24 protein-coding genes and 1 pseudogene are annotated in these 26510 nt (G+C 58.1%); 14 read left to right on the plus strand and 11 right to left on the minus strand.

The window, feature by feature from the left end; translation table 11 throughout:
* Positions 1-133 precede the first annotated feature (133 nt).
* The 6 genes from gatC (at position 134) to BLU63_RS05455 (ending at position 5354) form a co-directional block, all read left to right on the plus strand.
* A complete protein-coding gene (gatC, locus tag BLU63_RS05430) occupies positions 134-421 on the plus strand; it encodes an Asp-tRNA(Asn)/Glu-tRNA(Gln) amidotransferase subunit GatC (RefSeq protein WP_007901429.1) in 288 nt (95 codons plus the stop codon).
* A gap of 16 nt (positions 422-437) precedes the next feature.
* Positions 438-1889 (plus strand): Asp-tRNA(Asn)/Glu-tRNA(Gln) amidotransferase subunit GatA, encoded by a 1452-nt coding sequence (gatA, locus tag BLU63_RS05435; RefSeq protein ID WP_010463365.1) that lies wholly within the window; start codon positions 438-440, stop codon positions 1887-1889.
* Between the two features lie 10 nt (positions 1890-1899).
* Positions 1900-3345, plus strand: a complete 1446-nt coding sequence (gene gatB / locus BLU63_RS05440; protein ID WP_010463367.1) for an Asp-tRNA(Asn)/Glu-tRNA(Gln) amidotransferase subunit GatB — start codon at positions 1900-1902, stop codon at positions 3343-3345.
* 148 nt (positions 3346-3493) lie between these two features.
* On the plus strand, positions 3494-3868 hold the full coding sequence (locus BLU63_RS05445) for a septal ring lytic transglycosylase RlpA family protein (RefSeq protein WP_083375021.1): 375 nt from the start codon (positions 3494-3496) through the stop codon (positions 3866-3868).
* A gap of 50 nt (positions 3869-3918) precedes the next feature.
* Positions 3919-4977: a calcium/sodium antiporter gene (locus BLU63_RS05450; protein WP_077747414.1), complete on the plus strand. Its 1059-nt coding sequence runs from the start codon at positions 3919-3921 to the stop codon at positions 4975-4977.
* The gene (locus BLU63_RS05455; RefSeq protein WP_010463373.1) at positions 4974-5354 is read left to right on the plus strand and encodes a carboxymuconolactone decarboxylase family protein; all 381 of its coding nucleotides are present in this window, start codon (positions 4974-4976) and stop codon (positions 5352-5354) included. Before BLU63_RS05450 ends, BLU63_RS05455 begins: the two co-directional genes overlap by 4 nt.
* A gap of 101 nt (positions 5355-5455) precedes the next feature.
* Here BLU63_RS05455 and BLU63_RS05460 read toward each other — a convergent pair whose 3' ends face one another.
* Positions 5456-6397, minus strand: coding sequence for an AEC family transporter (locus tag BLU63_RS05460; protein WP_083375022.1), 942 nt, complete (start codon positions 6395-6397; stop codon positions 5456-5458).
* A gap of 246 nt (positions 6398-6643) precedes the next feature.
* Here BLU63_RS05460 and BLU63_RS05465 point away from each other — a divergent pair, with 246 nt between their 5' ends.
* Positions 6644-7150, plus strand: a complete 507-nt coding sequence (locus BLU63_RS05465; RefSeq protein ID WP_083375023.1) for a hypothetical protein — start codon at positions 6644-6646, stop codon at positions 7148-7150.
* 207 nt (positions 7151-7357) lie between these two features.
* Here BLU63_RS05465 and garD read toward each other — a convergent pair whose 3' ends face one another.
* The 4 genes from garD to kdgD all read right to left on the minus strand — a co-directional run bounded on the left by garD (position 7358) and on the right by kdgD (position 12871).
* Positions 7358-8911, minus strand: coding sequence for a galactarate dehydratase (gene garD / locus BLU63_RS05470; RefSeq protein WP_010463378.1), 1554 nt, complete (start codon positions 8909-8911; stop codon positions 7358-7360).
* Positions 8912-8922: 11 nt separating this feature from the next.
* Complete coding sequence (locus tag BLU63_RS05475) at positions 8923-10380, minus strand: MFS transporter (protein WP_224795491.1); 1458 nt, start codon at positions 10378-10380, stop codon at positions 8923-8925.
* A 75-nt stretch (positions 10381-10455) separates the two neighbouring features.
* A complete protein-coding gene (locus BLU63_RS05480) occupies positions 10456-11901 on the minus strand; it encodes an aldehyde dehydrogenase family protein (protein WP_083375024.1) in 1446 nt (481 codons plus the stop codon).
* A 58-nt stretch (positions 11902-11959) separates the two neighbouring features.
* Positions 11960-12871 carry a 5-dehydro-4-deoxyglucarate dehydratase gene (kdgD, locus tag BLU63_RS05485; RefSeq protein WP_083375025.1) on the minus strand — a complete coding sequence of 304 codons (912 nt, stop codon included), beginning with the start codon at positions 12869-12871 and terminating at the stop codon, positions 11960-11962.
* Between the two features lie 236 nt (positions 12872-13107).
* On the opposite strand from kdgD, the gene BLU63_RS05490 reads away from it, so the two are divergent.
* The 3 genes from BLU63_RS05490 (at position 13108) to BLU63_RS05500 (ending at position 15240) form a co-directional block, all read left to right on the plus strand.
* Positions 13108-14409, plus strand: coding sequence for a phospholipase (locus tag BLU63_RS05490; protein WP_083375026.1), 1302 nt, complete (start codon positions 13108-13110; stop codon positions 14407-14409).
* A 14-nt stretch (positions 14410-14423) separates the two neighbouring features.
* Entirely contained in the window at positions 14424-14615 is a 192-nt protein-coding gene (locus BLU63_RS05495) for a hypothetical protein (RefSeq protein WP_010463387.1), read from the plus strand.
* 280 nt (positions 14616-14895) lie between these two features.
* Positions 14896-15240, plus strand: a complete 345-nt coding sequence (locus BLU63_RS05500; RefSeq protein WP_083375027.1) for a hypothetical protein — start codon at positions 14896-14898, stop codon at positions 15238-15240.
* Positions 15241-15379: 139 nt separating this feature from the next.
* Here BLU63_RS05500 and BLU63_RS05505 read toward each other — a convergent pair.
* A pseudogene (locus BLU63_RS05505) lies at positions 15380-15562 on the minus strand (FCD domain-containing protein); the annotation flags it as partial.
* A 124-nt stretch (positions 15563-15686) separates the two neighbouring features.
* Here BLU63_RS05505 and BLU63_RS05510 point away from each other — a divergent pair.
* Both BLU63_RS05510 and BLU63_RS05515 read left to right on the plus strand, forming a co-directional pair.
* Positions 15687-16043, plus strand: a complete 357-nt coding sequence (locus tag BLU63_RS05510; RefSeq protein WP_083375028.1) for a hypothetical protein — start codon at positions 15687-15689, stop codon at positions 16041-16043.
* An 81-nt stretch (positions 16044-16124) separates the two neighbouring features.
* Complete coding sequence (locus tag BLU63_RS05515) at positions 16125-17426, plus strand: ISL3-like element IS1411 family transposase (RefSeq protein ID WP_011920678.1); 1302 nt, start codon at positions 16125-16127, stop codon at positions 17424-17426.
* Positions 17427-17554: 128 nt separating this feature from the next.
* On the opposite strand, the gene BLU63_RS05520 is transcribed toward BLU63_RS05515, so the two are convergent.
* The 4 genes from BLU63_RS05520 to BLU63_RS05535 form a co-directional block, all read right to left on the minus strand.
* Positions 17555-18301 carry a FadR/GntR family transcriptional regulator gene (locus BLU63_RS05520; RefSeq protein ID WP_010463396.1) on the minus strand — a complete coding sequence of 249 codons (747 nt, stop codon included), beginning with the start codon at positions 18299-18301 and terminating at the stop codon, positions 17555-17557.
* A 253-nt stretch (positions 18302-18554) separates the two neighbouring features.
* The gene (locus BLU63_RS05525) at positions 18555-20282 is read right to left on the minus strand and encodes an ABC transporter ATP-binding protein/permease (protein WP_083375029.1); all 1728 of its coding nucleotides are present in this window, start codon (positions 20280-20282) and stop codon (positions 18555-18557) included.
* Between the two features lie 96 nt (positions 20283-20378).
* On the minus strand, positions 20379-20939 hold the full coding sequence (locus tag BLU63_RS05530) for a response regulator transcription factor (protein ID WP_007901386.1): 561 nt from the start codon (positions 20937-20939) through the stop codon (positions 20379-20381).
* Positions 20932-22194: an ATP-binding protein gene (locus BLU63_RS05535; protein WP_010463401.1), complete on the minus strand. Its 1263-nt coding sequence runs from the start codon at positions 22192-22194 to the stop codon at positions 20932-20934. The genes BLU63_RS05530 and BLU63_RS05535 overlap by 8 nt, the downstream gene beginning before the upstream one ends.
* Before the next feature lie 343 nt (positions 22195-22537).
* On the opposite strand from BLU63_RS05535, the gene BLU63_RS05540 reads away from it, so the two are divergent.
* Positions 22538-23254, plus strand: coding sequence for an SIMPL domain-containing protein (locus BLU63_RS05540; RefSeq protein WP_010463403.1), 717 nt, complete (start codon positions 22538-22540; stop codon positions 23252-23254).
* Positions 23255-23473: 219 nt separating this feature from the next.
* On the opposite strand, the gene BLU63_RS05545 is transcribed toward BLU63_RS05540, so the two are convergent.
* On the minus strand, positions 23474-23842 hold the full coding sequence (locus BLU63_RS05545) for a DUF6124 family protein (protein WP_083375030.1): 369 nt from the start codon (positions 23840-23842) through the stop codon (positions 23474-23476).
* 1005 nt (positions 23843-24847) lie between these two features.
* Here BLU63_RS05545 and BLU63_RS05550 point away from each other — a divergent pair.
* Complete coding sequence (locus tag BLU63_RS05550; RefSeq protein WP_083375031.1) at positions 24848-26473, plus strand: ABC transporter substrate-binding protein; 1626 nt, start codon at positions 24848-24850, stop codon at positions 26471-26473.
* Positions 26474-26510 lie beyond the last annotated feature (37 nt).

Genomic DNA, 26510 nt, shown 5'->3' on the forward strand with positions numbered 1-26510 from the left:
CCAATATGTTAAATTGGCCGCTTTTCTGTGCACCAACCCCCACAATCGCGGCCTTATGACCGTAGAAATGCGGTAGTGTTCCGACAATCTAACACACGGACGCCGTCCGTTCTGTTTTCCACTGGAGATTCCCATGGCGCTTGAACGCTCCGACGTGGAAAAAATCGCTCATCTGGCCTGCCTTGGCCTCAATGATGCCGATCTTCCACACATTACTTCAGCCCTGAACAGCATTCTCGGGCTGGTCGACGAAATGCAGGCGGTCAATACCGACGGTATCGAGCCGCTCGCCCACCCACTGGAAGCCAGCCAGCGCCTGCGTGCAGACGTCGTGACCGAGACCAATCATCGCGAGGCCTACCAGTCCATCGCACCAGCGGTCGAAAACGGCCTGTACCTGGTTCCGAAAGTCATCGACTAAAGGGAAAGAGCCTGCAATGCATCAATTGACTCTGGCCGAGATCGCCCGCGGACTCGCCGATAAAAAGTTTTCTTCCGAAGAGCTGACCAAAACCCTGCTGGCGCGTATCGCCCAGCTCGATCCGCAGCTCAACAGCTTCATCAGCCTCACCGAAGACCTGGCGCTCCAGCAGGCGAAAGCCGCTGACGCACGCCGCGCCAAAGGTGAGAGCGGCGCCCTGCTCGGCGCGCCGATCGCCCACAAAGACCTGTTCTGCACCCTGGGCATCCGCACCAGCTGTGGCTCGAAGATGCTCGACAACTTCAAAGCCCCGTACGACGCCACGGTCGTTGCCAAACTGGCGGCTGCCGGCGCGGTGACCCTGGGCAAGACCAACATGGACGAGTTCGCCATGGGGTCGGCCAACGAGTCGAGCTACTACGGCCCGGTGAAAAACCCGTGGAACCTGGAATACGTTCCGGGCGGTTCGTCCGGTGGTTCGGCGGCCGCGGTTGCCGCGCGCCTGTTGCCGGCGGCCACTGGCACCGACACAGGCGGCTCGATCCGTCAGCCCGCCGCACTGACCAACCTCACCGGCCTGAAACCGACGTACGGTCGTGTTTCGCGCTGGGGCATGATTGCCTACGCGTCCAGCCTCGATCAGGGCGGCCCTCTGGCTCGCACCGCCGAAGACTGCGCGATCCTGCTGCAAGACATGGCCGGTTTCGACCCGCAAGATTCCACCAGCATCGACGAGCCCGTGCCTGATTACAGCGCCAGCCTCAACGGCTCGCTGCAAGGCCTGCGCATCGGCGTGCCCAAGGAATACTTCGGCGCCGGCCTCGACCCGCGCATTGCCGATCTGATCCACAACAGCATCAAGGAGCTGGAAAAGCTCGGTGCCGTGATCAAGGAAATCAGCCTGCCGAACATGCAGCACGCGATCCCGGCGTACTACGTGATCGCCCCGGCGGAAGCGTCTTCCAACCTGTCGCGTTTCGACGGCGTGCGCTTTGGCCATCGCTGCGAGAACCCGAAAGACCTGATCGATCTGTACAAGCGTTCCCGTGGCGAAGGTTTCGGCCCGGAAGTGCAGCGCCGGATCATGGTCGGTGCCTACGCGCTGTCGGCCGGTTACTACGACGCCTACTACTTGAAGGCGCAGAAGATCCGTCGCTTGATCAAGAACGACTTCATGGCAGCCTTTAATGAGGTCGACATCATTCTCGGCCCAACCACGCCGAACCCGGCCTGGAAGCTCGGCGCCAAAAACAGCGACCCGGTGGCTGCGTACCTGGAAGACGTCTACACCATCACCGCCAACCTCGCGGGTCTGCCGGGCTTGTCCATGCCTGCCGGTTTCGTCGATGGTCTGCCGGTCGGCGTGCAATTGCTCGCCCCGTATTTCCAGGAAGGTCGCCTGTTGAACGTTGCCCATCAGTATCAATTGAACACTGACTGGCACACCCGCACCCCAACCGGCTTCTGAGGAGAAACACATGCAATGGGAAGTCGTGATCGGGCTGGAGATTCATACCCAGCTCACCACCCGGTCGAAAATCTTTTCCGGTAGCTCCACCACGTTCGGTTCCGAGCCGAACACCCAGGCCAGCCTCGTTGACCTCGGCATGCCTGGCGTACTGCCGGTGCTGAACCAGGAAGCCGTGCGCATGGCCGTGATGTTCGGCCTGGCGATCGATGCCGAGATCGGCCAGCACAACGTGTTCGCCCGTAAAAACTATTTCTACCCGGATCTGCCGAAGGGCTACCAGATCAGCCAGATGGAATTGCCGATCGTCGGCAAGGGCCACCTGGACATCGCCATGGAAGACGGCACGATCAAACGTGTCGGCGTCACCCGTGCGCACCTGGAAGAAGACGCCGGTAAAAGCCTGCACGAAGAGTTCAACGGCGCCACCGGCATCGACCTGAACCGTGCCGGCACGCCGCTGCTGGAAATCGTCTCCGAGCCGGACATGCGCAGCGCCAAGGAAGCCGTGGCCTACGTCAAGACCATCCACGCGCTGGTACGTTACCTGGGCATCTGCGACGGAAACATGGCCGAAGGCTCGCTGCGTTGTGACTGCAACGTGTCGATCCGCCCGAAAGGCCAGGTTGAATTCGGCACGCGCTGCGAGATCAAGAACGTCAACTCGTTCCGCTTCATCGAGAAGGCGATCAACAGCGAAGTGCGTCGTCAGATCGAGCTGATCGAAGACGGCGGCAAAGTGATCCAGCAGACCCGCCTGTACGATCCGAACAAGGACGAAACCCGTCCGATGCGCAGCAAAGAGGAAGCCAACGACTACCGTTACTTCCCCGACCCGGACCTGCTGCCAGTGGTCATCGAAGACTCGTTCCTCGACGAAGTACGCGCCACGCTGCCGGAATTGCCACCACAGAAACGCGAGCGCTTCCAGGCGCAGTTCGGCCTGTCGGTGTATGACGCCAGCGTCCTGGCCACCAGCCGCGAGCAAGCCGATTACTTCGAGAAAGTCGTGAGCATCAGCGGCGACGCCAAGCTGGCGGCCAACTGGGTGATGGTTGAACTGGGCAGCCTGCTGAACAAGCAAGGCGTTGAAATCGACCAGTCGCCGGTCTCGGCCGAGCAACTGGGCGGCATGCTGCTGCGCATCAAGGACAACACCATCTCCGGCAAGATCGCCAAGGTGGTGTTTGAAGCGATGGCCAACGGCGAAGGCAGCGCGGACGAGATCATCGACAAGCGCGGCCTCAAGCAAGTGACCGACAGCGGCGCGATCTCGGCGGTGCTGGACGAAATGCTCGCGGCCAACGCCGAGCAGGTCGAGCAATACCGCGCGGCAGACGAAGCCAAACGCGGCAAGATGTTCGGCTTCTTCGTCGGCCAGGCCATGAAAGCCTCTAAAGGCAAGGCCAACCCGCAACAGGTCAACGAACTGCTGAAAAGCAAGCTCGAAGGCTGATGAGCATGGAGCCAGATTTAAAGCCTGGCTCCGATCCCTGTGGGAGCGAGCCTGCTCGCGATGACGGCAGCACATCCAACATTGATGTGTCAGACAGCCCGCCATCGCGAGCAGGCTCGCTCCCACATTTGTATGTGGATACCTTTAAATGAAGCGTCTACTGGGTGCCTGCGCCCTGCTCGCTCTGCTGGCCGGTTGCGCCAGTAACGACGTCATCGACCCACACGGCTACGACAAGACCGGTACGGCGTCCTATTACGGCGCCAAACACCAAGGCAAACGCACTGCCAGCGGCGAGCGTTTCAACAAGAATTCCCTGACCGCCGCCCATCGCCAATTGCCGTTCGGCACGCGGGTGAAGGTCACCAATCTGAATAACGACAAGTCCTGCGTGGTCCGAATCAACGACCGCGGGCCGCACACCCGCGGGCGCCTGATTGATCTTTCACACGAGGCCGCCGAACAACTGGGTATGCTCCGTAGCGGCACCGCACGGGTTCGCGTGCAAGCCCTCGGCGATTAACAGACGGAGCCCCGACCATTTTCGGACTTGCCGATTTACCCCTGATCAGCCTGATTGAGTTGCTCGGCGGCCTGCTGTTGCTGATCGCCGGTGCCGAACTGATGGTCCGTGGCGCCGTGCGCCTGGCGGCGCGCTTGCAGGTGCGGCCGCTGATCATCGGGCTGACCATCGTCGCCTTGGGCAGCAGCGCACCGCAGATGGCGGTCAGCCTGCAAGCCACCCTGGCGCAAAACGCCGACATCGCCGTCGGCAGTGTGATCGGCAGCAGCATCTTCAACATCCTCGTCACCTTGGGGCTTTCGGCGCTGATCATTCCGCTGCGGGTTTCACGGCAACTGGTGCGCCTGGATATTCCACTGATGATCGGCGCCAGCCTGCTGGTGTTTGTATTGGCGTGGAATGAAGAGCTGACCCGCATGGACGGCATCGTTCTGCTGGCGGCCCTGGCGCTGTACCTGGGCTTGTTGCTGCGCCAGTCGCGGCACTCGACCCGTCCGCCCTCCCACGACGGAACGCCCCAGGCACCGTGGTTCAGCAGCGTGCTGATGATCGTCGCCGGACTGGCGATGCTGGTCTACGCCGGCCATTTGTTGCTGGGCGCCGCCGTGGCGGTTGCGACCGATCTGGGTCTGTCGGAGCGGGTCATCGGCCTGACCATCGTCGCCATCAGCACCTCCCTGCCGGAACTGGCCACCTCATTGATCGCGGCCTTGCGCGGTCAGCGGGACATTGCCGTGGGTAACGTGATCGGCAGCAACCTGTTCAACCTCCTGGGCGTACTCGGCCTGACCGCGCTTGTCGCCCCCTCGCCGCTGTCGGTCTCGCCCAATGCCCTGGATTTCGACCTGCCAGTGATGCTCGGTGTGGCGGTGCTGTGCCTGCCGCTGTTCTACACCGGTTACCGGGTGACCCGCGCCGAAGGTCTGCTGTTTTTGGGGTTGTATCTCGCTTACGGTCTGCACGTGGTGTCGTTCACCACCGGCATGCCCCTGGCCGGCAAGCTTGAACACTTGATGCTGTTTTTCGTCCTGCCGGCGCTGGTGGCGTTTCTGCTGTTCACATCGCTGCGCGCCTGGCGTCGCCAACACCACAAGAGGGAAATGCCATGACTGACAACAAAAAGCCTGGTGTAGAAGTCCGCCGCCAGGTGATGGGCGATGCGTTCGTCGACCGCGCACTGGGCAATGCCACTGAGTTCACCCAGCCGCTGCAGGACTTCGTCAATGAACACGCCTGGGGCGCCGTGTGGAACCGCGAAGGCCTGCCGCTGAAAACCCGCAGCCTGATCACCCTCGCCGCGCTGACGGCGTTGAAGTGCCCGCAGGAGTTGAAAGGCCACGTCCGCGGCGCGCTGAACAACGGCTGCACCGTGGAAGAGATTCGCGAGGCGTTGCTGCATTGCGCGGTGTACGCCGGTGTGCCGGCGGCGATTGATGCGTTTCGGGCGGCGCAGGAAGTGATCGACAGCTATCAGAAGCCTGAGTGAGTCTTCAAAAGTTGTGGTGACAGGACTGGCGCCTTCGCGGGCAAGCCTCGCTCCTACAGGGCGAGGCTTGCCAGCCCTGGACACCAGCGAAAATCCCGACGCTAGATCCACTCCCCCCACTGCAACAAAAAGATTCCGACATTGGTGGTGACCGCCGCCATCAACGTGGTGATCACGATGATCGCCGCCGCCAGTTCATGATTGCCGTTTGCCTGGCGGGCCATGACAAAACTGGCCGCGGCGGTCGGGCTGCCGAAGTACAGAAACAGAATCCCCAACTCAGCCCCGCGAAATCCCCAAAGCCATGCCCCCAACGTCGCCAACACTGGCAAGCCGATCATCTTCACCAGACTTGAGCTGAGCGCCATCTTGCCGCTTTTGCGCAATGCCGCCAGTGATAGCGTGCCGCCGATGCAGATCAACGCCAACGGCAACGTGGTTTGCGCCAGGTACTGGCCAGACGTTTCCAGCCATCCCGGCAAGCCGATCTTGAAATAGGCAAAGGGCGCCGCCGCCAACACGCTGATGATCAGCGGGTTGACCATCACGCTTTTGCAGATGCTCCACGGATCGGACTTGATCACCGGGCTGTACACCGCCAGCACAATGGTCGAGAGCGTGTTGTAAAACAGGATCACCAGCGCCGCGAGAATCGCCCCGAGAGAAATCCCGTAATCGCCGTACATGCTGGCCGCCAACGCAAGGCCGATGACTCCGTTGTTGCCGCGAAAAGCGCCTTGGGTATAAATCCCTCGATCTTCACGCGGGCACTTCCAGATCGCCCAGCCCCAGGCGATGGCAAAACACGCCAGGGTGGCCAGCGAGAAGTAGATCAGCAGCGTCGGTTGCAACGCGGCGTGCAGGTCGGCATGCAGGATGCCTAGAAACAGCAGCGCCGGCATGGTGACGTTGAACACCAGGGCCGACGCGGTGTGGATGAAGTTGTCGTTGATCCAGTCGATGCGCTTGAGCAACACCCCTAGAAACAGCATGGCAAACACCGGCGCGGTGATGTTCAGGGTTTCGAGGAAGATAGCCAGCATGCCGGGGGGAACCTTGGGTGGGCGTCGTTAGGGGGCTAATGATAAGCGACTGGGGACCTTTGCGTGTGAGAGAACGACTTCGCTGACATGGTCACGTCCTGCACTGATTTTCTATAAATCCCACTGATTTCGAGCTGATATTTATGTGGACCGTTCGTCGCTACTGTCAGATCTGACAGTAGCCAATGCTTAGTCATCGGGCACTTAATAATCCCGCAAATAAAACAAATTACAGGAGTAAAAAATATGTCAGTTAAATCAACAGGCGATAAATTTTCAGGCGCTTCAAAAACCGGTACTGTCTCAGAGAACAAGGAGGACTGGGAAAGAGAACCCCTCCAGTCTTTTTTGTTGCAACTACCCGTGCGATTCAGTAACAATTTAATCGTTACTGTCGAAGATCAACCGGACGATAAAACGTCAGGAATAGTAAAAGCTCCCGATGGGGCGGGCTTCGGCGATAAAAGTCTATATTTGCCAAGTGGTTCCAGATTGAAACTTTCATTTGGAAACTATGTGAATAGCCTGAGGTTCCAGATCAAGGCAGCTGGCGGCAATGAAAGTGGTACTGCCTATATTATTGCAATGAAGAAAGAAGAAGTCGTATACGGCGCCCCTATCAGTTCCGAAGACAAAGCGTTCGAAATTGCAGAAATACCCTTTGATGAACTATTGATCGTCGGCTTTTCTGGCAACTTCTCCGTGACCGCTGGCGACGTTTATCTGGATAATCTGGCGTGGTCATTGGTTTAGTCTGAGGCATCCATAAAAAGCTAAAAGCACCGCATTAACACTTGATCGACAAGGTATTTAGGGTGCTGATCGAAAGCCATCCTCCATTGCTACTGACGATCAGTAATCGCTGTAGCGATGGAGAGGCGGCGCGCCTTATCTGCCGGTGAATTCTACTTGGGTGATCGCATTCCGAGTCGAATCCAGCATAGTTCACCCAGCGCTATCTCATGTTATCGGCGCCGGGTTGAACAGGGTGATGTCGTTATGCAGTTTGTGCTGCTCGGCCCACGTCTGCTTCTTGCCGCTCGCCACGTCCAGGTAGTAGTGGAACAACTCCCACCCAAGGTCTTCAATCGAAGCGCGTCCGGTCGCAATACGCCCGGCATCGATGTCGATCAGGTCCGGCCAGCGCTGTGCCAGTTCGGTCCGGGTCGATACCTTGACCACCGGCGCCATCGCCAAACCATAAGGCGTGCCGCGCCCGGTGGTGAACACATGCAGGTTCATCCCCGCCGCCAACTGCAACGTCCCGCAGACAAAATCACTGGCCGGGGTCGCGCAGAAGATCAGCCCTTTGCGCTTGAAGCGCTCGCCAGGGCCGAGCACGCCATTGATCGCACTGCTACCGGATTTGACGATCGAGCCCAAAGACTTTTCGACAATGTTCGACAACCCGCCCTTCTTGTTGCCCGGCGTGGTGTTGGCGCTGCGGTCCGCCTCACCCTTGGCCAGGTAACGGTCGTACCAGTCCATTTCCCGCACCAGCTCCTGAGCAACCTCCTCAGTTTCCGCGCGGGAGGTCAGCAGATAAATCGCGTCGCGCACCTCGGTGACTTCGGAAAACATCACCGTCGCGCCAGCGCGCAACAACAAATCAGAGGCATAACCCAGCGCAGGGTTGGCGGTGATGCCGGAAAACGCATCGCTGCCGCCGCACTGCATGCCCAGAATCAGCTCGGACGCCGGCACAGTTTCCCGGCGACGCTGATCGAGCTTCTTCAAACGGGTCTCGGCCAGCGCCATGATCTGCTCGATCATCTCAGTGAAACCGTGACTCGAATCCTGCAAGCGGTACAACCACGGCTCGCTCAAATCCACCGAGCTGTCGCCCTCGTGCATCACCTGCCCGGCCTGCAATTTCTCGCAGCCCAGGCTGATGACCAAGGCTTCGCCACCCAGGTTCGGGTTGCGCGCCAGATTGCGTACGGTGCGGATCGGGATGTACGCGTCAGTGGCAGTGATCGCCACCCCGCAGCCGTAGCTGTGGGTGAGCGCCACCACGTCATCGACGTTCGGGTACTTGGGCAGCAATTCATCCTTGATGCGCTTGACCGCATGGTCGAGCACGCCGGTCACGCACTGGACGGTCGTCGTAATCCCGAGAATATTGCGCGTGCCAACGGTACCGTCGGCGTTGCGATACCCCTCGAAGGTGTAACCGTCCAGCGGTGCCTGGGCCGCAGGCACTTCGGTGGACAGCGGCAGGCTGTCCAGCGGTGGCGCGGTGGGCATGCGCAGTTGATCTTCCTTGACCCAGCTGCCGCGCGGAATCGGCTGCAACGCATAGCCAATGGTCTGGCCGTAACGAATCACCTGGCCGCCTTCAGGAATGTCCTCGAGGGTGACTTTATGGCTCTGCGGCACGAAGTCCACCGTCACCAGGCCATCTGGAAACTCGGTACCGGCCGGTACGCCTTGGTCGTTGACCACGATCACGACGTTGTCCCGCTCGTGCAGGCGGATGTAGCGCGGCGAGTCGGAATGTTCAATCAACTGCATGACGCCGCTCCTCAGGAATGCGCTTGAGACAATTTGTTATTGGTTTCAGGACCGCTGACTGGCGGCTCTTTCAGCACCACACGTTTGATCGGACCGACGATCACCAGGTAGCTGAACACTGCAACCAGTGCGTTGCAACCGACAAACACCAGCGCCCATTTGAACGAACCGGTGGAGCTGATGATGTAGCCGATCACGATTGGGGTGGTGATCGAAGCGATGTTGCCGAAGGTGTTGAACAGGCCACCGCTCAGGCCGGCAATCTGTTTCGGCGAGGTGTCGGACACCACCGCCCAACCCAGCGCACCCACGCCTTTGCCGAAGAAGGCCAGGGCCATGAAGCCGACGACCATCCACTCGACATCAACATAGTTGCACGCCACGATGCTGCTGGAGACCAGCAAACCCGCGATGATCGGTGCCTTGCGAGCGAAGGTCAGGGAATGGCCCTTGCGCAGCAGGTAATCGGAAATCACCCCGCCAAGCACCCCCCCGATAAAGCCGCAGATCGCCGGCAACGAAGCAATGAAACCGGCCTTGAGGATGGTCATGCCGCGTTCTTGCACCAGGTACACCGGGAACCAGGTCAGGAAGAAGTACGTGATGCCGTTGATGCAGTACTGGCCCAGATACACGCCGAGCATCATGCGGTTGGTCAGCAACTGGCGGATGTAGTCCCACTTCGGACCGTCGCCTTTTTTGCCTTTGCCTTTGTCCTGGTCCATGTCGACCATGCCGCCGTTGTCGGCGATGTGCTTGAACTCGGCGTCGTTGATCATCGGGTGCTGGCGCGGGCTGTAGATCACCTTCAGCCAGATCCCCGAGAAGATGATGCCGATCACGCCCATGACGATAAACACGTGCTGCCAGCCGAAGCTGTAGACGATCCAGCCCATCAGCGGTGCGAACAACACGGTGGCAAAGTACTGCGCCGAGTTGAAGATCGCCGAGGCCGTGCCACGTTCAGCCGTCGGGAACCAGGCCGCGACGATACGGGCGTTACCCGGGAAGGATGGCGCTTCGGCCAGGCCCACCAGGAAGCGCAGCATGAACAGCGCAACCACTGCGGTGGACATGCCGAATTCGCCGACATAGCCCTGCAGCACGGTGAACAGCGACCAGGTGAAAATGCTTAGCGCGTAGATTTTTTTCGAGCCGAAACGGTCCAGCAGCCAGCCACCGGGAATTTGCCCGGCCACGTAAGCCCAACCGAATGCAGAGAAGATGTAACCGAGGGTGACCGCGTCGATGCCGAGGTCTTTTTGCAGGCTGGAGCCCGCGATGGCGATAGTGGCCCGGTCGGCGTAGTTGATCGTGGTCACCAGGAAAAGCATGAGCAAAATCAAATAGCGGACGTGAGTCGGCTTGGTCGCTTGCATGTACATGTACTCCCACTGATTATTTTTATGCGCGGGTGAATCTTTGGTTTTTCTGTGGGAGCAAGCCTGCTCACGATGATGGTCAACGATGACGCGGGGCATCAGGTTTACCGCCGCGTCCTCAAGACCTTCGCGAGCAGGCTCGCTCCCACAGAGGGTGTTGCGTTACGAACCGATGTAGCTGGTCTTCACGACCGTGTAGAACTCTTGCGCGTAGCGACCTTGCTCGCGGGAACCATAGGATGAACCTTTACGCCCGCCGAATGGAACGTGGTAATCCACGCCCGCCGTCGGCAGGTTGACCATCACCATCCCGGCCTGGGAGTGGCGCTTGAAGTGGTTGGCGTACTTCAGCGACGTGGTGGCGATGCCCGCCGACAGACCGAATTCGGTGTCGTTGGCCATGGCCAGTGCGGCCTCGTAATCGGCGACGCGAACGATGTTCGCCACCGGGCCAAAGATCTCTTCACGGCTGATGCGCATCGCAGCTGTGCTGTCGGCAAAAAGCGTTGGCGCGAGGTAGTAGCCTTCGGTATCGCAAGTCACCAAGCCACCGCCGCTGACCAGACGAGCACCTTCGGACTGGCCAATGTCGATGTACTTCATGTCCTGTTCAAGCTGCGCTTGCGAGACGACCGGACCGATGTCGGTGCCGGTTTTCAACGCGTGACCGACCTTGATCGACTTCATGCGCTCGGCCATGGCTTCGACGAACTTGTCGTGAATCCCGGCGGTGACGATGAAGCGGCTCGACGCCGTGCAACGCTGACCGGTGGAATAGAACGCGCTCTGCACCGACAGCTCGACCGCTTGCTTCAGGTCGGCATCGTCGAGAATGATCTGCGGGTTCTTGCCACCCATTTCCAGCTGAACCTTGGCCTGACGCGAGACGCAGCTGACGGCGATCTGACGACCGACACCGACAGAACCGGTGAAGCTGATGCCGTCGACTTTCGGGCTCTGCACCAGCGCATCGCCAACCACGCGACCGCTGCCCATCACCAGGTTGAAGACGCCGGCCGGGAAGCCTGCGCGGGAGATGATTTCCGCCAGCGCCCAGGCGCAACCCGGCACCAGATCGGCCGGTTTCAGCACGACGCAGTTGCCGTAGGCCAGGGCCGGGGCGATTTTCCACGAAGGGATCGCGATCGGGAAGTTCCACGGGGTGATCAGGCCAACGACGCCCAAGGCTTCGCGAGTGACTTCGACGTTCACACCCGGGCGCACCGACGGCAGGTAGTCACCGGACAGGCGCAGGCATTCACCGGCGAAGAACTTGAAGATGTTACCGGCGCGGGTCACTTCGCCGATGGCTTCAGGCAGGGTCTTGCCCTCTTCCCGGGCCAGCAAGGTGCCAAGCTCTTCGCGGCGGGCGAGGATTTCGGTGCCGACTTTATCCAGAGAATCATGGCGAGCCTGAATGCCCGAAGTCGACCAGGCCGGAAACGCAGCGCGAGCGGCGTCGATGGCGGCGTGGACCTGGGCCAGATCAGCCTTGGCGTAGTCGCCGATGGTGTCGGTCAGTTCGGACGGGTTGATGTTGGCGCAGTAATCACTGCCCGCCACCCATTCACCGTTGATGTAGTTATCGAAACGCTTTGTATCAGCCACAACAATCTCCTCACGCAAAAGGCCGCTGATTGCTCAGCGGCCTTATTAATCGGGTGTGTTACTGCGCACCTTGCTTGTCGATCAGCGCGGCCAGAGCTTCGTACTCTTCTGGCAGCAGATCGGTCAGCGGTGCACGCACAGGACCTGCGTCATAACCGGCAATTTTTGCCCCGGCCTTGACGATGCTCACCGCATAACCGGCTTTGCGGTTACGGATGTCCAGGTACGGCAGGAAGAAGTCGTCGATGATCTTGCCAACGGTGGCGTGATCTTCGCAGGCAATGGCGTGGTAAAAATCCATCGCCGTTTTCGGGATGAAGTTGAACACCGCCGAGGAGTAGACCGGTACGCCCAATGCCTTGTAAGCAGCGGCATAGACTTCAGCGGTCGGCAAACCGCCCAGGTAGCTGAAGCGATCACCGAGGCGGCGACGGATCGATACCATCAACTCGATATCGCCCAAGCCATCCTTGTAACCGATCAGGTTCGGGCAGCGCTCGGCCAGGCGTTCCAGCAATGGCGCGGTCAGGCGGCAGACGTTGCGGTTGTAAACCACCACGCCGATGTTCACCGATTTGCACACGGCTTCAACGTGGGCGGCAACGCCGTCCTGGCTGGCTTCGGTCAGGTAGTGCGGCAGCAGCAACAAGCCTTTGGCGCCCAGGCGCTCGGCTTCCTGTGCGTATTCGATGGCCTGGCGAGTGGAACCGCCCACACCAGCCAGAATCGGCACGCTGTTTTCGCAGGTGTCGACGGCGGTCTTGATGATTTCCGAATATTCGCTGGCCGCCAGAGAGAAGAACTCACCGGTGCCGCCTGCGGCGAACAACGCCGTGGCGCCGTATGGGGCCAGCCATTCGAGACGCTTGATATAGCCCGCGCGATGGAAGTCGCCCTGAGCATTGAAATCGGTGACCGGGAAAGACAGCAGGCCAGAAGAGAGGATGGACTTCAGTTCTTGTGGATTCATTATTCGAACACCCTGGGTAGCAACGTTTGTGTGAGAAAAGCGTTCAGCCTGTGGCCGAGTTGTAGGTCATCGTACAACTTAAATAATAACCGTCAACTGCATTTCATCGTCGCGCCTGGAAATTTGTGTCGGAAGAAGATTTTCTTGACGTAGGAAGTTTCTCACCTAAGCTCTGATTAGCTGTATATACATACAGTCATCTTGAATCATACCGACGACATATCAAGGAGCCAGAAATGTCAGGTCTACACGCTCAACCGCAGGAAAAACCAGAACAGATCATCGCGAACCTGGACGATCTTTTTACTGAAGACGGTATCGCCGTCACCGCCAACAGTTCGCTTATGCTGCAGCTCGGCGAACATCACGACGCACCTCAAACAACTAACGCTACGCCTGGCAAAGCCTTGAAAGGCAAGCCACAGCTGAGGTTTGAGGGCGGCGAGCACACGGCCATCGGTGACGGTACGTTGCTGCGTTTTATCAAGGACGCGCCCGCTGTGCCCGCCTCGCAGGTAGCGCTGCATTTACCCAATGGACTGGCGCTGACATATGGTCAGATCGTCGCCCTGGGCGGTGACTTTTATGGCATTCCCGATCAACCAGTCAGCGAAGGCGCCACGCCTGCCGACCGCGTCCAGCGCTTTACCAATGCCTTCAACTCGCTGGCGGTGCTGCCGGCGTCCAATGCCGAAGCCAAGCTGATCCTCGGCGTCATGCAGAAGGAAATCGCCGCCGTTAAACAGGCAATCAAAGACGGCAAACAGCCTCACGAGGCGTATGACGCACTCGGAGATACGTTGTCAGAAGAGTGGAACAGAATCACGGGCGGCGGCAGTTTCGTCTCGGCGCTGTTTCCCTTGGGGCGCTATCTGAAACTGGCCGCCAATAATGCTGACCACTTTGCCGAATGGGCGCTGCTGGCCTATATCTCCGGGCACACGGCAGCCCTGCAACAAGCGGTGAAGGCTCACAGCAGCAACGATGAAAAGCAGCTGGAACTGGCCTACGCGATGAACGCGTTTGCCGATCACTACCTGACCGACCTGTTTTCTGCCGGCCATTTGCGCGTGCCGCGTAAACAGTTGGCTGCGGTGGTCACGCCCAGTGATCTGGGCTCACTGATTACCCGCTTCATGCACGACGAAGACAGCAAGTTCGGCCTCAATGTGCGCAACGGCACCGGCGATCACTGGCGTGGGTACGGCGACAAACGCTACTTCGACGCCATCGACAGCGCCAATCGTGTCCAGGTGAATCAGGCGGTGCAGGTGTCGGCGGATGAAGTGTTTGCGGCGTATCTCAGCGGCACCGTCACGGTTCCCGATAATTTTGGCGCCTTGAAAAAGACCCCGGATCTGCAAGCCGTATTGAATCCTGCGAACAACTTTTCACCGTTGTTCCGGGTTGAAGGCAGCAAGGTGCTGCGGCGCAAGGACGTCAACAACCTGAACGACACCGCCACCGTCGATGACTGGTGGGGCTGGAGTACTTACTTGCTGCTCAAGGATTACAACCCCACTGGCAACGTGGCTTGATAAGGAGATTGATGATGACGATTAAATTGAAACTGGAACTGGCTTCAGGGCAATCGCTGGAGGGTGCGCCGTTGGAGTTGTTGTCCAAGGGTGTGCCCATTGCCCGCGGAGTTGTGGATAAGCAGGGGGGTGTGACCTTCGAGGTTAAATCGGCGAAGACTGAATTGGCGGTACGGGTGGATCGTTCAGTTCTGAAAACCGGCTGAGGCGATTGCCCCATCACGAGCAGGCTCGCACCCATTAGTCTTTGGTATTCCACTGATTAGATCCCAAATGGAAGCGAGCCTGCCTTTGAACGCAAATCTCGGGACAGGTAAACACACGACACAAAACACTGACCGTTCGTCTGAACTGTAAATTCTGACAGTAGCACGACATCAACTGCGGTGACTTAATCACCTCAGGAGTTAACGAACCGGCCCCTTAGAACGCTTATAAAAGAGCGTTTATCAAAATGGTTCGACTTATTGTTGAAGGACTTTATTCATGACAGTACAAAAGAACGACTTGGCGCCCCCAAAAGTTAAAAATGTTGAAGAAGGTGTTTTGAGCGTTAGCCAAATTATTGGATCAGTCTCAATAACAGTGGCACCCATCGCAGATGCGAACAAGGGGGATGAATTAGCATTTATTGTAAAAACCTCTACAGGCAAATCCATCGTGTATTCAGTGACTATAGAAATTCCATCAGATGCATACGGATACGGAGCCGAAAAAAGCTTCTTCGAAACAGGTTTGGCAGAAGGCGCCAGTGTTGAAGTGCAATACACTGTGACAAGAGATGGGGAAGTGAGACACTCCCCTAAGGTGGAATTTAGGCTCGTACAATAAGAGACGCGGACAGTTCTGTTAATCAGATTACTGTCCGCTATGGCCACCGAGATCTTCTATAGCGCGTGCATCACCTGATTAACCCGGCGCTTTGGAATATTGCGACTTATACAAACTCAGCTATCGGCGATAAAAAGCATTAACGCTGCGCCTCAGCCTCTTCATGCGCATGGCGTAGCCGCTCGCGGCTATTGGTCAAATGCAAACGCATCGCCGCCCGCGCCGCATCTGAATCCTGGCGCACAATCGCGTCGTAAATCTCTTCGTGCTCACGGCTCAGGCGACTCATGCGCTGTTGATCGTCATGGGCTACGCGCGCGGTCCAGCGCGTAACGACCCCTGGTCGCAACTGTCAATTCTGACAGTAGCCAACATTAAAAGCATCTGATGAACTGATGTCGCGGATAAGTTATCGCAAAATTACTTTTTATATATGGAGATTCGCCATGAGCACTGTCGAACTAACAAAAGTGGAAAAACCTGTAAAATCGCCAGTATCACCAGAACTAGCCGCGCCCACTGCCCCTGAAACAGACGGAACTACCCTCTACCTAAAGAACTTCGGAGAAATCCAGCAATTTAGATTTAAGCTTGCCGTTAAATATAAAGGTCAAGCTAGCGGACAACGATGCAAATACTTTATAAAATTTCACAATGAGAGCGGTTACGAAGAATTATGGCGCGGCGGAATTGATATTAAAGACACCGAGCAGCACATCTCAAAAATCACCACGTATACACTCGAGCCCATCGTTAACAAAAGTACGGCTGAGTTTTGGGGCTCTTCGCATTTAAGGGTGTAGAAAAAATCTGACCGGCTGGAAAAGGAGTCGAGGATCTTAGAAAATGTAAGCTCTCACACCAACAAAAACTAAGCCCCCGACGTGAACAATCTTACCTTTTCTAGCCCTGATCTTTCCAGCTTTTGCCAACTGAATAACCTCGGCCTGACTGCCACTGGACAACATCTTTGTGCAGAGCGCGCCGTCATCGAATGTCGTTTAACCAAAGCACCCGAGCCATGCCCCAAGTGCGGGGCTGCTGGTGTTTCACGCGGTACTGTCGATAGGCATCTTGCTCACACACCTTACGGACAACGACCAACCAGATTGCTGCTGCGTATCCGTCGCTGGCGTTGTGCTTGCGGCTGTTTCTGGCATGAAGATACAAACAGTGCAGCACCTCCACGTTCAAAGCTTTCATATGGGGCGATACGCTGGGCATTAGCTGCCATCGTGCTGGATCATCTGTCGGTATCTCGTGTTGCGAGCCAGCTTGATGTTGCATGGCACACCGCTAATAATGCCATTATCAACGAAGGACGGCGCCTGCTTTTTAATGACTCGACACGTTTTGACGGTGTGACCGTGCTGGGCGTGGATGAGCATGTTTGGCGACATACACGCTGTGGTGACAAGTACGTCACCATCGTGGTTGACCTTACGCCCGTGCGTAACAAAAACGGGCCGGCCCGCTTGCTCGATGTGCTGGAAGGCCGCTCCAAACAAGCCTTTAAGCAATGGCTACAGAGTCGCCCCAAATCGTGGCGTGACCAGATCGAAAGCATTGCCATGGACGGTTTTACGGGGTTTAAATCTGCAGCGCAAGAAGCCCTGCCTCAAGCCCAAACCGTGCTGGATCCTTTCCATGTCGTGCGCTGGGCAAGCAACATGCTGGATGAATGCCGCCGGCGTGTGCAACACGACATCCTGGGCCGCAGAGGGCGTAAAAATGACCCGCTCTACAAAAGCCGTCGAACGCTACTGACTCGGATCAGCTACCTGTCTGACGCCAACAAAAAGCAACTGTTCCAGCTGTTTGCAGATGAGCACCACCTCGAAGTGGATTGCACCTGGAGCATGTACCAACGGGTGGTCAGCGCCTACAACGAGCCGGATCGAAAACGTGGTAAAAAACTCATGGAAGAGGTCATAAATATCATTACAGCCAGCGACTTGCCCAAAGCGCTCATCGAGGTGAAAGGCTTGGGGGAAACGCTGAAAAAATACGCTGAGAGCATCCTTGCCTACTTCGACCGGCCAGGAACCAGCAACGGTCCAACAGAAGCTATCAACGGGCGACTTGAGCACTTACGAGGTACCGCCTTGGGCTTTAGAAATTTAACCAATTACATAGCCAGGTGCTTGCTGAAGTCAGGAGGGTTTAGAAATCAGCTACACCCTTAAATGCGAAGAGCCAGTTTTGGTATGAGGTAGAAATTGACGGGATCAAAAAAGAATCACACCCCCTTCGTCTCATCGTGGTGCGTTAGCAAAAGCGCTACAAAAAAACTGGGTCCCACCAACCGCAACTCTCAGCGCTGCGCCTCAGCCTCTTCATGCGCGTGGCGCAGCCGCTCCCGACTGTTCGTCAAATGCAAACGCATTGCCGCCCGCGCCGCATCCGAATCCTGGCGCGCAATCGCGTCGTAAATCTCTTCGTGTTCGCGGCTCAGGCGACTCATGTAGTGCTGCTGATCATCATGGGCCAGGCGCGCGGAGTTCAGGCGGGTGCGCGGAATGATGCTGGTGCCCAGGTGGGTCATGATGTCGGTGAAGTAGCGGTTACCAGTCGACAGGGCGATTTGCAGGTGGAACTGGAAGTCGGACGCCACGGCATCACTGGCGTGGGCGGCGCTTTCATTCAAGGCGTCCAGCGCGGCGCGCATCAAGGCCAACTGTTCCGGGCTGCGGCGCTGTGCAGCGAGGCCGGCGGACTCCACTTCGAGGCTGATGCGCAGTTCCAGAATCGCCAATACGTCACGCAGGGTGACCACGGTCGCCGGGTCGATGCGAAAACCGCTCGGGCTCGGGGTGTCGAGCACGAAGGTGCCGATGCCGTGACGGGTTTCCACCTGGCCAGCGGCCTGCAAACGTGAAATTGCTTCGCGAACCACGGTTCGGCTGACGCCATGGGCATCCATGATCGCCGACTCGGTGGGCAATTTGTCGCCACGTTTGAGGTGGCCGTCGCGGATCTGCTCGGACAGCACCGTCACCAATTCCTGTGCGAGGCTGCGGCGCTTGCGAGGGAGGCGTGGTGCGTCGATCGGGTTTTCCATGGTGAACGTCTGTCTCGAAAATTGCGGCTGAAACCGCATCATAGCTCAACGCGGTTGTACGATCACCACCACCCACTTTTGTAAGAGCAACCAGTGGCGAGGGGATTTATCCCCGCTGGATGGCGCAGCCATCCCAAAACCCACAGCCTCGGTGCATCAGGTATGCCGAGTGCAGTGGTTTTGCGACGGCTGCGTCGCCGAGCGGGGATAAATCCCCTCGCCACAAAAGCTCGTTCCCACACGGATTGTGGTGTTATGCGATCACGGTCTGGTCCACCAGATGACCATTTTCAATGCGCACATGCCGTGGGTGGAAACGCTTCAGACTGCTGCGATGCCCGACGCTGACGATGCTCAACCCCGGTATTTCATCGATCAAGGCCTGATACAGCGACGCCTCATCCTCTTCGTCCATCGCCGACGTCGCCTCGTCCATGTACAACCACTGTGGTGCATAGAGCAGCGCACGAGCGAAGGCCAGCCGTTGCTGTTCACCCGGCGACAGCATGCGCTGCCAGTGATTGGCCTCGTCCAGGCGCGCAACGAGGTGCGGCAAGCGGCAAGTTTCCAGCACATGCACATACCGCTCGTGCGGATAAGTCCCGCCGGCCTGTGGATAACTCAGTGCCTCGCGCAACGTGCCAATCGGCAGATACGGCTTTTGTGGCAGGAACAGGTAACGCGCCGTCGGCAGACGAATGCTGCCATGACCCGCCGGCCACAGGTGCCCCATCGCCCGCAGCAAGGTCGACTTGCCGCTGCCGGAACGACCGCTGAGCATGACGCGCTCGCCCTCCTCCACGGTCATGTCGGCGTTGGTCAGCAAGTGACGACCGTCGGCCAGATCGAGGCCCAGGTTGTGCACCTTCAAGGCTGCACCCGAATTCTGCACATCAATCGCCGGCGCTCGCTCTTCGTTGTCGGTCATCGCCTGGCGGAAACTCAGCAGACGATCACAGGTGGCTCGCCAAGCGGCCAAGTCCTGGTAGGCGCTGATGAACCAGCTGAAGTTCTCCTGCACGTTGCCGAACGCGGAGTTGATTTGCATCAGCTCGCCAAGCTCGATCTTGCCGGCGAAGTAACGCGGCGCGGCGACCATAAACGGGAAAATGATTGCGATCTGGCCATAACCGGAGGTGAAGAAGGTCAGGCGCTTGGACACTTTCATGATGTCCCAGAAGTTATGCCAGACCAGCCCGAAGCGCCCGCTCAGACGGCGGTTTTCATTGGGTTCGCCGTTGTACAGCGCGATGCTTTCCGCGTTCTCGCGAACTCGCACCATGGAAAAACGCAGGTCAGCTTCGAAGCGTTGTTGATTGTTGTTGAGGCCAATCAAACGACGGCCAATCAAGTGCGTCAGCCAGCTGCCGACGGCGGCATAAACCAGAGCGCACCAGAACATGTAGCCGGGGATGGTGAAACCGAACACTTCGATGCTGCCCGACACGCCCCACAGAATGATCGAAAACGACACCAGACTGACGACGTTGCGGATCAGGCCCAGCCCCAGGCCCAGCGTATTGGAGGTGAAGCTATTGAGGTCTTCGGAAATCCGCTGGTCAGGGTTATCGGTGTAACCGCCCTGCTCCAGTTGGTAGTAGTTTTTATGACCGAGCCAACGGGCGAAGTGCTGCTCGGTGAGCCAGGCCCGCCAGCGAATCGTCAGCATCTGCGTCAGGTAGAGCCGATACACCGCGCCGAGAATCGCCACCGCCGCGATCCCGCAGAAGTACAGAATCAGTTGCCAGAAAGCCGCTTCGTCCTTCTTTTGCAGGGCGTTGTAAAAATCCTTGTACCAACTGTTGACCCACACCGAAATCGCCACGCTGAACAGTGACAGCGCAATCACCGCGATCAGCAATGTCCAGGCCTTGCCCTTCTCTTCGCTGCGCCAATACGGCGTGGTCATCGCCCAGACTTTGCGAAAAAACTGCCCGCGCACAGCATCGTTGACCGCGGAATACTCAGCGTTCTGATTCATGGAAAAGGCTCGATAAAGAAAAGAACACACCCGAACCGATCATAGATGATCGGTTCGGGTTATCGCGAGGGCTGGCGTTAATCGTTCAGCGTCCGTTCAGCGGCGGACCGGACGCTTTTGCAGTTTGCGCTGCAGCGTGCGGCGGTGCATGCCCAAGGCGCGGGCAGTGGCGGAGATGTTGCCTTCGTGTTCGGTCAGTACGCGCTGGATGTGCTCCCATTGCAGGCGGTCCACCGACATCGGGTTTTCTGGCACCAGGGTGTCGAGGTCAGCATGCTCGGAAAGCAGCGCGGCCAGCACGTCGTCAGCGTCAGCCGGCTTGCAAAGATAGTTGCAAGCGCCGCGCTTGATGGCCTCGACGGCGGTGGCAATGCTCGAGTAGCCGGTGAGGATCACCACGCGCATTTCCGGGTCAAGTTCGAGCAGTTTGGGCAGCAACACCAGGCCTGAGTCGCCGTCCATTTTCAGGTCCAGCGCGGCGTAATCCGGGATGTCGGCCTGGGCGATGGTCAGCCCTTCTTCGGCGGAACCGGCGGTGCTGACGCGAAAACCACGGCGGGCCATGGCGCGGGCCATCACACGGGTAAAGGTTGCATCGTCGTCTACCAGCAGCAAATGCGGCAGTTCTTCGCCTTCAACTTGGATCTCGTCACTCATGTTCGTCTCCTCGGGCGACACGGGGCAGGCGCAGCTCGGTGAGCGTGCCGCCTTCCTCATGACTGTAGAGTTTCACTGAGCCGCCGGCGCGTGTCACGCTGGCCTTGCTCAAAAACAGGCCCAGGCCGAAACCTTTGCCCTTGGTGGTAAAAAACGGCTTGCCAATCTGTTCGGCAATGGCCAGCGGCACGCCGGCGCCATGGTCGCGAATGCTGATGGTCAGGTCCTCGGCATTCCAGTCCAGCGTCACTTGCAGCCCTTCGGGGCACGCATCGGCGGCGTTGTTGAGCAAATTCAGCAAGGCTTGCGTCAGGTCTGGCGGCGGTGCCATGCGTGGCACCGTGCCCTGGCCCAGCCGTTGGAAACGGTAACTGGCTTCCGGGCGCATCAAGTGCCAGCGGTTCAGCGCTTCGTCGAGCCAGTCGGTGACGTCCTGCATTTCCACTGCCAGGCGTCGATTGGCCTCGGCGGCGCGCACCAGTTGCTGCAAGGTCTCTTTGCAGAGTTTGACCTGATCTTGCAACACGCTTAAATCATCCTGCAACAGCGGGTCGGGATGGTCCTGGCGCATTTCCTTGAGCAACACGCTCATGGTGGCCAACGGCGTGCCCAACTCATGGGCGGCGCCGGCCGCCTGGGTCGCGACGGCCAGCAATTGCTGGTCACGCAGGCCTTCTTCACGACGGATGGCGCGCAGTTCTTCCTGGCGGCGCAGCTCTTCGGCCATGCGCGCGGCAAAGAATGTGATGACGGCGGCGGCAAGGGCGAAACTCAGCCACATGCCGTAGATCTGCAAGTTTTCCCGGGCGATGGGGAAGGTTTCCAGCGGATAGAACCGCGCCAGCAACAACGTATAAAGCGCCAGCGCGATACCGGACAGAATCACCGAATAGCGCCACGGCAACGTCACGGCGGCGATGGTCAGCGGCACCAGGTAATAGGAAACGAACGGGTTGGTCGAACCGCCGGAGAAATACAGCAAGGCACTGTGGATAAACAGATCACAGGCCAGTTGCAGGGCATATTCCAGCTCGGTGACCGGCCACGAGGTGCGCAGGCGAACCGCCGTGAACGCGCACAGCAGCGTCGAACAGCCGAGGGTCATCGCCAGTTGCACCCACGGCAACGGCAGCAGATCGAACCAGTAGGCCAGGCCCACGGAACCAGCCTGAGCGGCGAGTACCAAGGTGCGGATGAAGGTCAGCCGCCAAAGGTTTTGGCGAGTGGCGGAAGTGATTTGAACGGGGGCGAGCATGAGCTCTCCTGATGAGCGCTCCAGGCGGATCGCACGGAGTATAACCAAGCACGGGGGCTGGCAGGCAAAAGTGCGGCAAACAGCCACATGGCAGGAAGTACTGCTGCGTCTATAAGGACGCCTTCGCCGGCAAGCCTCGCTCCTACAGGAATGTGTCGTTCAAAGGATTGGCGTACGACACATTCCTGTAGGAGCGAGACTTGCCCGCGAATGGCCTCGACACGGTCTCCCCCATTCCATCTGTATGGAAGTTGTAACTGTGCGAACCGGATCAATAAAGTTAGAGTCTGATGGTTTCACGCAGGCTCGGACCTTAACCCCTGCGCACCTCCAAGGAGTTTTCATGCACAGTTTCCGCCGCAGCGCCGCCCTTCTTGCCCTTAGCGTTGGCACCGTCGCCAGCCTCCCGGCCCTGGCCGCCGACGAACTTCATTACAACCAGATCGCCCTGCGTGCCGAAGTCAGCCAGGAAGTGGCCCGCGATCAGATGATCGTGACCCTCTACACCGAAGAACAGAACACCGACCCGGCCAAACTCGCCGCCGACGTCAGCACCACCATGAACAAAGCGCTGGCCCAGGCCAAACAAGTCAAGGAAGTCACCCTGCGCCAGGGCAGCCGCAACAGCTACCCGATCTACGACACCAAGGGCCAGAAAATCACCGGCTGGCGTGAACGCGCCGAACTGCGCATGGAAAGCTCCGACTTCGCCGCACTGTCGAAGCTGACCGGCGAACTGCTGACCGACCTGAAAATGGGTGGCATGGACTTCGCCATCGCCACGCCAACGCGCAAGGCCAGCGAAGATGCGCTGCTTAAAGAAGCTGTCACCGCCTTCAAGGCCCGCGCGCAGCTGGCAACCGATGCGTTGGGTGGCAAGGGTTACAAAATCGTCAGCCTGAACCTGAACAGCAACGGTTATCCACAGCCGTACATGCGTGGGCCGATGATGATGAAAGCGGCCGGCATGGATGGCGCTCCGGTGACGCCAGAGGTTGAGGCCGGCACCAGCCAGGTGAGCATGACGGCAGATGGCGCGATTGAAGTGTTGATGCCTTGATTCGATAACCCGTACACAGAAACGGCGGTCACTGAAGTGATCGCCGTTTTTTGTTGCCTGGCGGAAAGCCGGCAGGTTTGTCTGATGATTTTGTGGTGATTGATCCACCGTCATCGCGAGCAGGCTCACTCCTACATGGGATCAGAGTCGTACACAAAACCCATGTACACACTCGCCCCCAGTGGGAGCGAGCCTGCTCGCGAAAAACGATAACGCGGTCTACGCCGGATCGACGTTATCCAGCGCCCGATTCACTGCCAACTCCGCCAGCATGATGATCTGCTGAATCGCCAATACCGTATTTCTCTGCGGGCCGATCAGGTTTGCTGCGAAATCACTGGCCATGACACTGGCGGACGCCAATGACTCGCAAGCTTGTGCCAGGAGACTTTCGCTGTCCATGTCCGGGGCGACCATGAACATGGTGCTGGGACGGCGGGGTTTGGGGGCGTATTGATCGGGGGGATCGAGGTAGTAATCGAGGGCGCGTTTTATGGCTTCGCGGTCTTTGAGGAGCGTTTCGGCTTCGGTGGCTTCGGCGGTGGGGGTTGTGGTGTTGAAGGGTGGATCGGGGACAATTTTGCTCATTTGCTTTCCCTGTTCATTTTTGGAGCCATCACTTTTCGTTTCTCACACGGAAAGTGGTGGCAGCTATGTGCAGGGTGAGAAAGCCGGGAACAGAGAACCGGCCGGACCGAAGTCCGCCCGCACACAGCCGCCATAGAGCATTACAGGCAGCGTATAGCTGGCGGCAATTATGGTGATGCTGGCGCTAGATTCATACATATCTGTTCCCGGGTTCTCACACCCGTTCGCTGAGTTCTTCAGCGACAGTCAGAGGTTAGAGACACTGCTTCCTACCCGGCAACCTGAAAAATGCGTGGGAAATCGCTGTGTTTTTTACACATCTTTCAACACACAAAAATGGAACGCGGAGCCTCCCGGGCGGCATTCCCACGCGGAGCATGGGAACGATCAATCGGGAGCAACAGAAAGAGACAGGTCGGCTGTCAGGCCGCCTTCGCGGGCAAGCCTCGCTCCTACAGAGGACTGGGGTCATCTGGAAGTAAGGATCAAAACAGCCAATAGTGCTACCGCAAGCAGCAGACAGGTTGCACCCTTGGTACTACCCACCACTCCCACGTAGCCTCCATCACCTTCCGGATCCAAATCATCCCCACAGATGTCCACTGCCAGACAGTAACGCAACAATCTGCCCCCACAGACACAACAACCCTTTAAACAACAAACACCTACCCACCCAACTACAACTCAATCTCATTCACGCCCACACCTCTCATCCACGCCCCTCAAAGATGGGTATAAATAAGTAACACCTCGCTCCAACCGGGTGCGAAAGTCGTGCCGATTGCCCCGTCGCGGTGCGCCAGATGCACCGAAAAAACCCTGCGCAAACGGTCAAATGCGCATGAATTTATACATATGCGACATTAAGGTACGTTCGTGCCACCGTTTAACGCCTGTGGTCGCTCTGGATCTTGCAATGGGTATGGCCCCTGCATAAGTATCCGCAGGCACGGCTCACGAGGTCGTCCTCTAATTCCAAAAATGACAACAAATCATGAGGCCAACATGCTTAAACACGCGGTCATTCCGTTTTTAGTCGGCGCAGGCTTGTTAGCCTCCGCACCTTTCGCATCCGCTGCGACTAACCTGGTGTTCTGCTCCGAAGGCAGCCCGGCCGGTTTCGACCCAGGCCAGTACACCACCGGAACCGACTTCGACGCCTCTGCAGAAACCATGTTCAACCGCCTGACCCAGTTCGAGCGCGGCGGCACCGCCGTGATTCCTGGTCTGGCAACCAAGTGGGACATCTCCGATGATGGCCTGACTTACACCTTCCACCTGCGTGAAGGCGTGAAGTTCCACACCACCCCGTATTTCAAGCCGACTCGTGAGTTCAACGCCGACGACGTGCTGTTCACCTTCAATCGCATGATTGACAAGAACGACCCGTTCCGCAAAGCGTACCCGACCGAATTCCCGTACTTCACCGACATGGGGATGGATACCAACATCACCAAGATCGATAAAGTCGACGACCACACCGTCAAGTTCACCCTTAAAGAAGTTGATGCCGCGTTCATCCAGAACATGGCCATGAGCTTCGCCTCCGTCCAGTCCGCCGAGTACGCTGCCCAGCTGCTCAAGGAAGGCAAGGCCGCCGACATCAACCAGAAGCCGGTCGGCACCGGTCCGTTCGTATTCAAGAGCTACCAGAAAGATTCCAACATCCGCTACACCGGGAACAAGGACTACTGGAAGCCTGACGACGTCAAGATCGACAACCTGATCTTCGCCATCACCACCGACCCGTCGGTGCGTATTCAGAAGCTGAAGAAGAACGAGTGCCAGATCACTCTGTTCCCACGTCCGGCCGACCTGAAGGCGCTGCAAGAAGACAAGACCTTGAAGGTGCCTAACCAGGCTGGTTTCAACCTGGGTTACATCGCCTACAACGTGATGGACAAGATCAAGGGCAGCGATCAGCCGAACCCGATGGCTCAATTGAAAGTGCGTCAGGCACTGGACATGGCCGTCAACAAGCAGCAGATCATCGACTCCGTCTACCAAGGTGCTGGTCAACTGGCCGTCAACGCCATGCCGCCAACCCAGTGGTCTTACGACACCACCATCAAGGATGCGCCGTACAACCCTGAGAAAGCCAAAGAGCTGCTCAAGGAAGCCGGCGTCAAGGAAGGCACCGAGATCAACCTGTGGGCGATGCCGGTACAGCGTCCGTACAACCCGAACGCCAAACTGATGGCTGAAATGCTGCAGTCCGACTGGGCCAAGATCGGTATCAAGGCCAAGATCGTGACCTACGAGTGGGGCGAGTACATCAAGCGCTCCAAAGGCGGCGAAAACGGCGCGATGCTGATTGGCTGGAGCGGCGACAACGGTGACCCGGACAACTGGCTGAACGTGCTGTTCGGCTGCGACTCGCTGCAGGGCAACAACTTCTCCAAGTGGTGCGACAAGAAGTTCGACGGCATCGTCAAAGAGGCCAAGCGCACGACCGATCAGGGCAAGCGCACCGAACTGTACAAACAGGCGCAGCACGTCCTCAAAGACGCTGTTCCAATGACACCTATCGCTCACTCGACGGTGTTCCAACCCATGCGCGACAACGTGCAGGACTTCAAGATCAGCCCGTTTGGCTTGAACTCCTTCTACGGCGTCAGCGTCAGCAAATAAGGTTTTGCAACGGCGACGTATTTAACGTCGCCGTTGT

The sequence above is a fragment of the Pseudomonas mandelii genome (assembly GCF_900106065.1).
In the GTDB taxonomy this organism is placed as follows: domain Bacteria; phylum Pseudomonadota; class Gammaproteobacteria; order Pseudomonadales; family Pseudomonadaceae; genus Aquipseudomonas; species Aquipseudomonas mandelii.

Excerpts from the sequence above, each read along its gene's own strand:
- gatC (WP_007901429.1), top strand. The coding sequence starts at position 134 with ATGGCGCTTGAACGCTCCGACGTGGAAAAAATCGCTCATCTGGCCTGC.
- gatA (WP_010463365.1), top strand. The coding sequence starts at position 438 with ATGCATCAATTGACTCTGGCCGAGATCGCCCGCGGACTCGCCGATAAA.
- gatB (WP_010463367.1), top strand. The coding sequence starts at position 1,900 with ATGCAATGGGAAGTCGTGATCGGGCTGGAGATTCATACCCAGCTCACC.
- BLU63_RS05445 (WP_083375021.1), top strand. The coding sequence starts at position 3,494 with ATGAAGCGTCTACTGGGTGCCTGCGCCCTGCTCGCTCTGCTGGCCGGT.
- BLU63_RS05455 (WP_010463373.1), top strand. The coding sequence starts at position 4,974 with ATGACTGACAACAAAAAGCCTGGTGTAGAAGTCCGCCGCCAGGTGATG.
- BLU63_RS05460 (WP_083375022.1), bottom strand. The coding sequence starts at position 6,397 with ATGCTGGCTATCTTCCTCGAAACCCTGAACATCACCGCGCCGGTGTTT.
- BLU63_RS05465 (WP_083375023.1), top strand. The coding sequence starts at position 6,644 with ATGTCAGTTAAATCAACAGGCGATAAATTTTCAGGCGCTTCAAAAACC.
- garD (WP_010463378.1), bottom strand. The coding sequence starts at position 8,911 with ATGCAGTTGATTGAACATTCCGACTCGCCGCGCTACATCCGCCTGCAC.
- kdgD (WP_083375025.1), bottom strand. The coding sequence starts at position 12,871 with ATGAATCCACAAGAACTGAAGTCCATCCTCTCTTCTGGCCTGCTGTCT.
- BLU63_RS05490 (WP_083375026.1), top strand. The coding sequence starts at position 13,108 with ATGTCAGGTCTACACGCTCAACCGCAGGAAAAACCAGAACAGATCATC.
- BLU63_RS05495 (WP_010463387.1), top strand. The coding sequence starts at position 14,424 with ATGACGATTAAATTGAAACTGGAACTGGCTTCAGGGCAATCGCTGGAG.
- BLU63_RS05500 (WP_083375027.1), top strand. The coding sequence starts at position 14,896 with ATGACAGTACAAAAGAACGACTTGGCGCCCCCAAAAGTTAAAAATGTT.
- BLU63_RS05510 (WP_083375028.1), top strand. The coding sequence starts at position 15,687 with ATGAGCACTGTCGAACTAACAAAAGTGGAAAAACCTGTAAAATCGCCA.
- BLU63_RS05520 (WP_010463396.1), bottom strand. The coding sequence starts at position 18,301 with ATGGAAAACCCGATCGACGCACCACGCCTCCCTCGCAAGCGCCGCAGC.
- BLU63_RS05525 (WP_083375029.1), bottom strand. The coding sequence starts at position 20,282 with ATGAATCAGAACGCTGAGTATTCCGCGGTCAACGATGCTGTGCGCGGG.
- BLU63_RS05530 (WP_007901386.1), bottom strand. The coding sequence starts at position 20,939 with ATGAGTGACGAGATCCAAGTTGAAGGCGAAGAACTGCCGCATTTGCTG.
- BLU63_RS05535 (WP_010463401.1), bottom strand. The coding sequence starts at position 22,194 with ATGCTCGCCCCCGTTCAAATCACTTCCGCCACTCGCCAAAACCTTTGG.
- BLU63_RS05540 (WP_010463403.1), top strand. The coding sequence starts at position 22,538 with ATGCACAGTTTCCGCCGCAGCGCCGCCCTTCTTGCCCTTAGCGTTGGC.
- BLU63_RS05545 (WP_083375030.1), bottom strand. The coding sequence starts at position 23,842 with ATGAGCAAAATTGTCCCCGATCCACCCTTCAACACCACAACCCCCACC.
- BLU63_RS05550 (WP_083375031.1), top strand. The coding sequence starts at position 24,848 with ATGCTTAAACACGCGGTCATTCCGTTTTTAGTCGGCGCAGGCTTGTTA.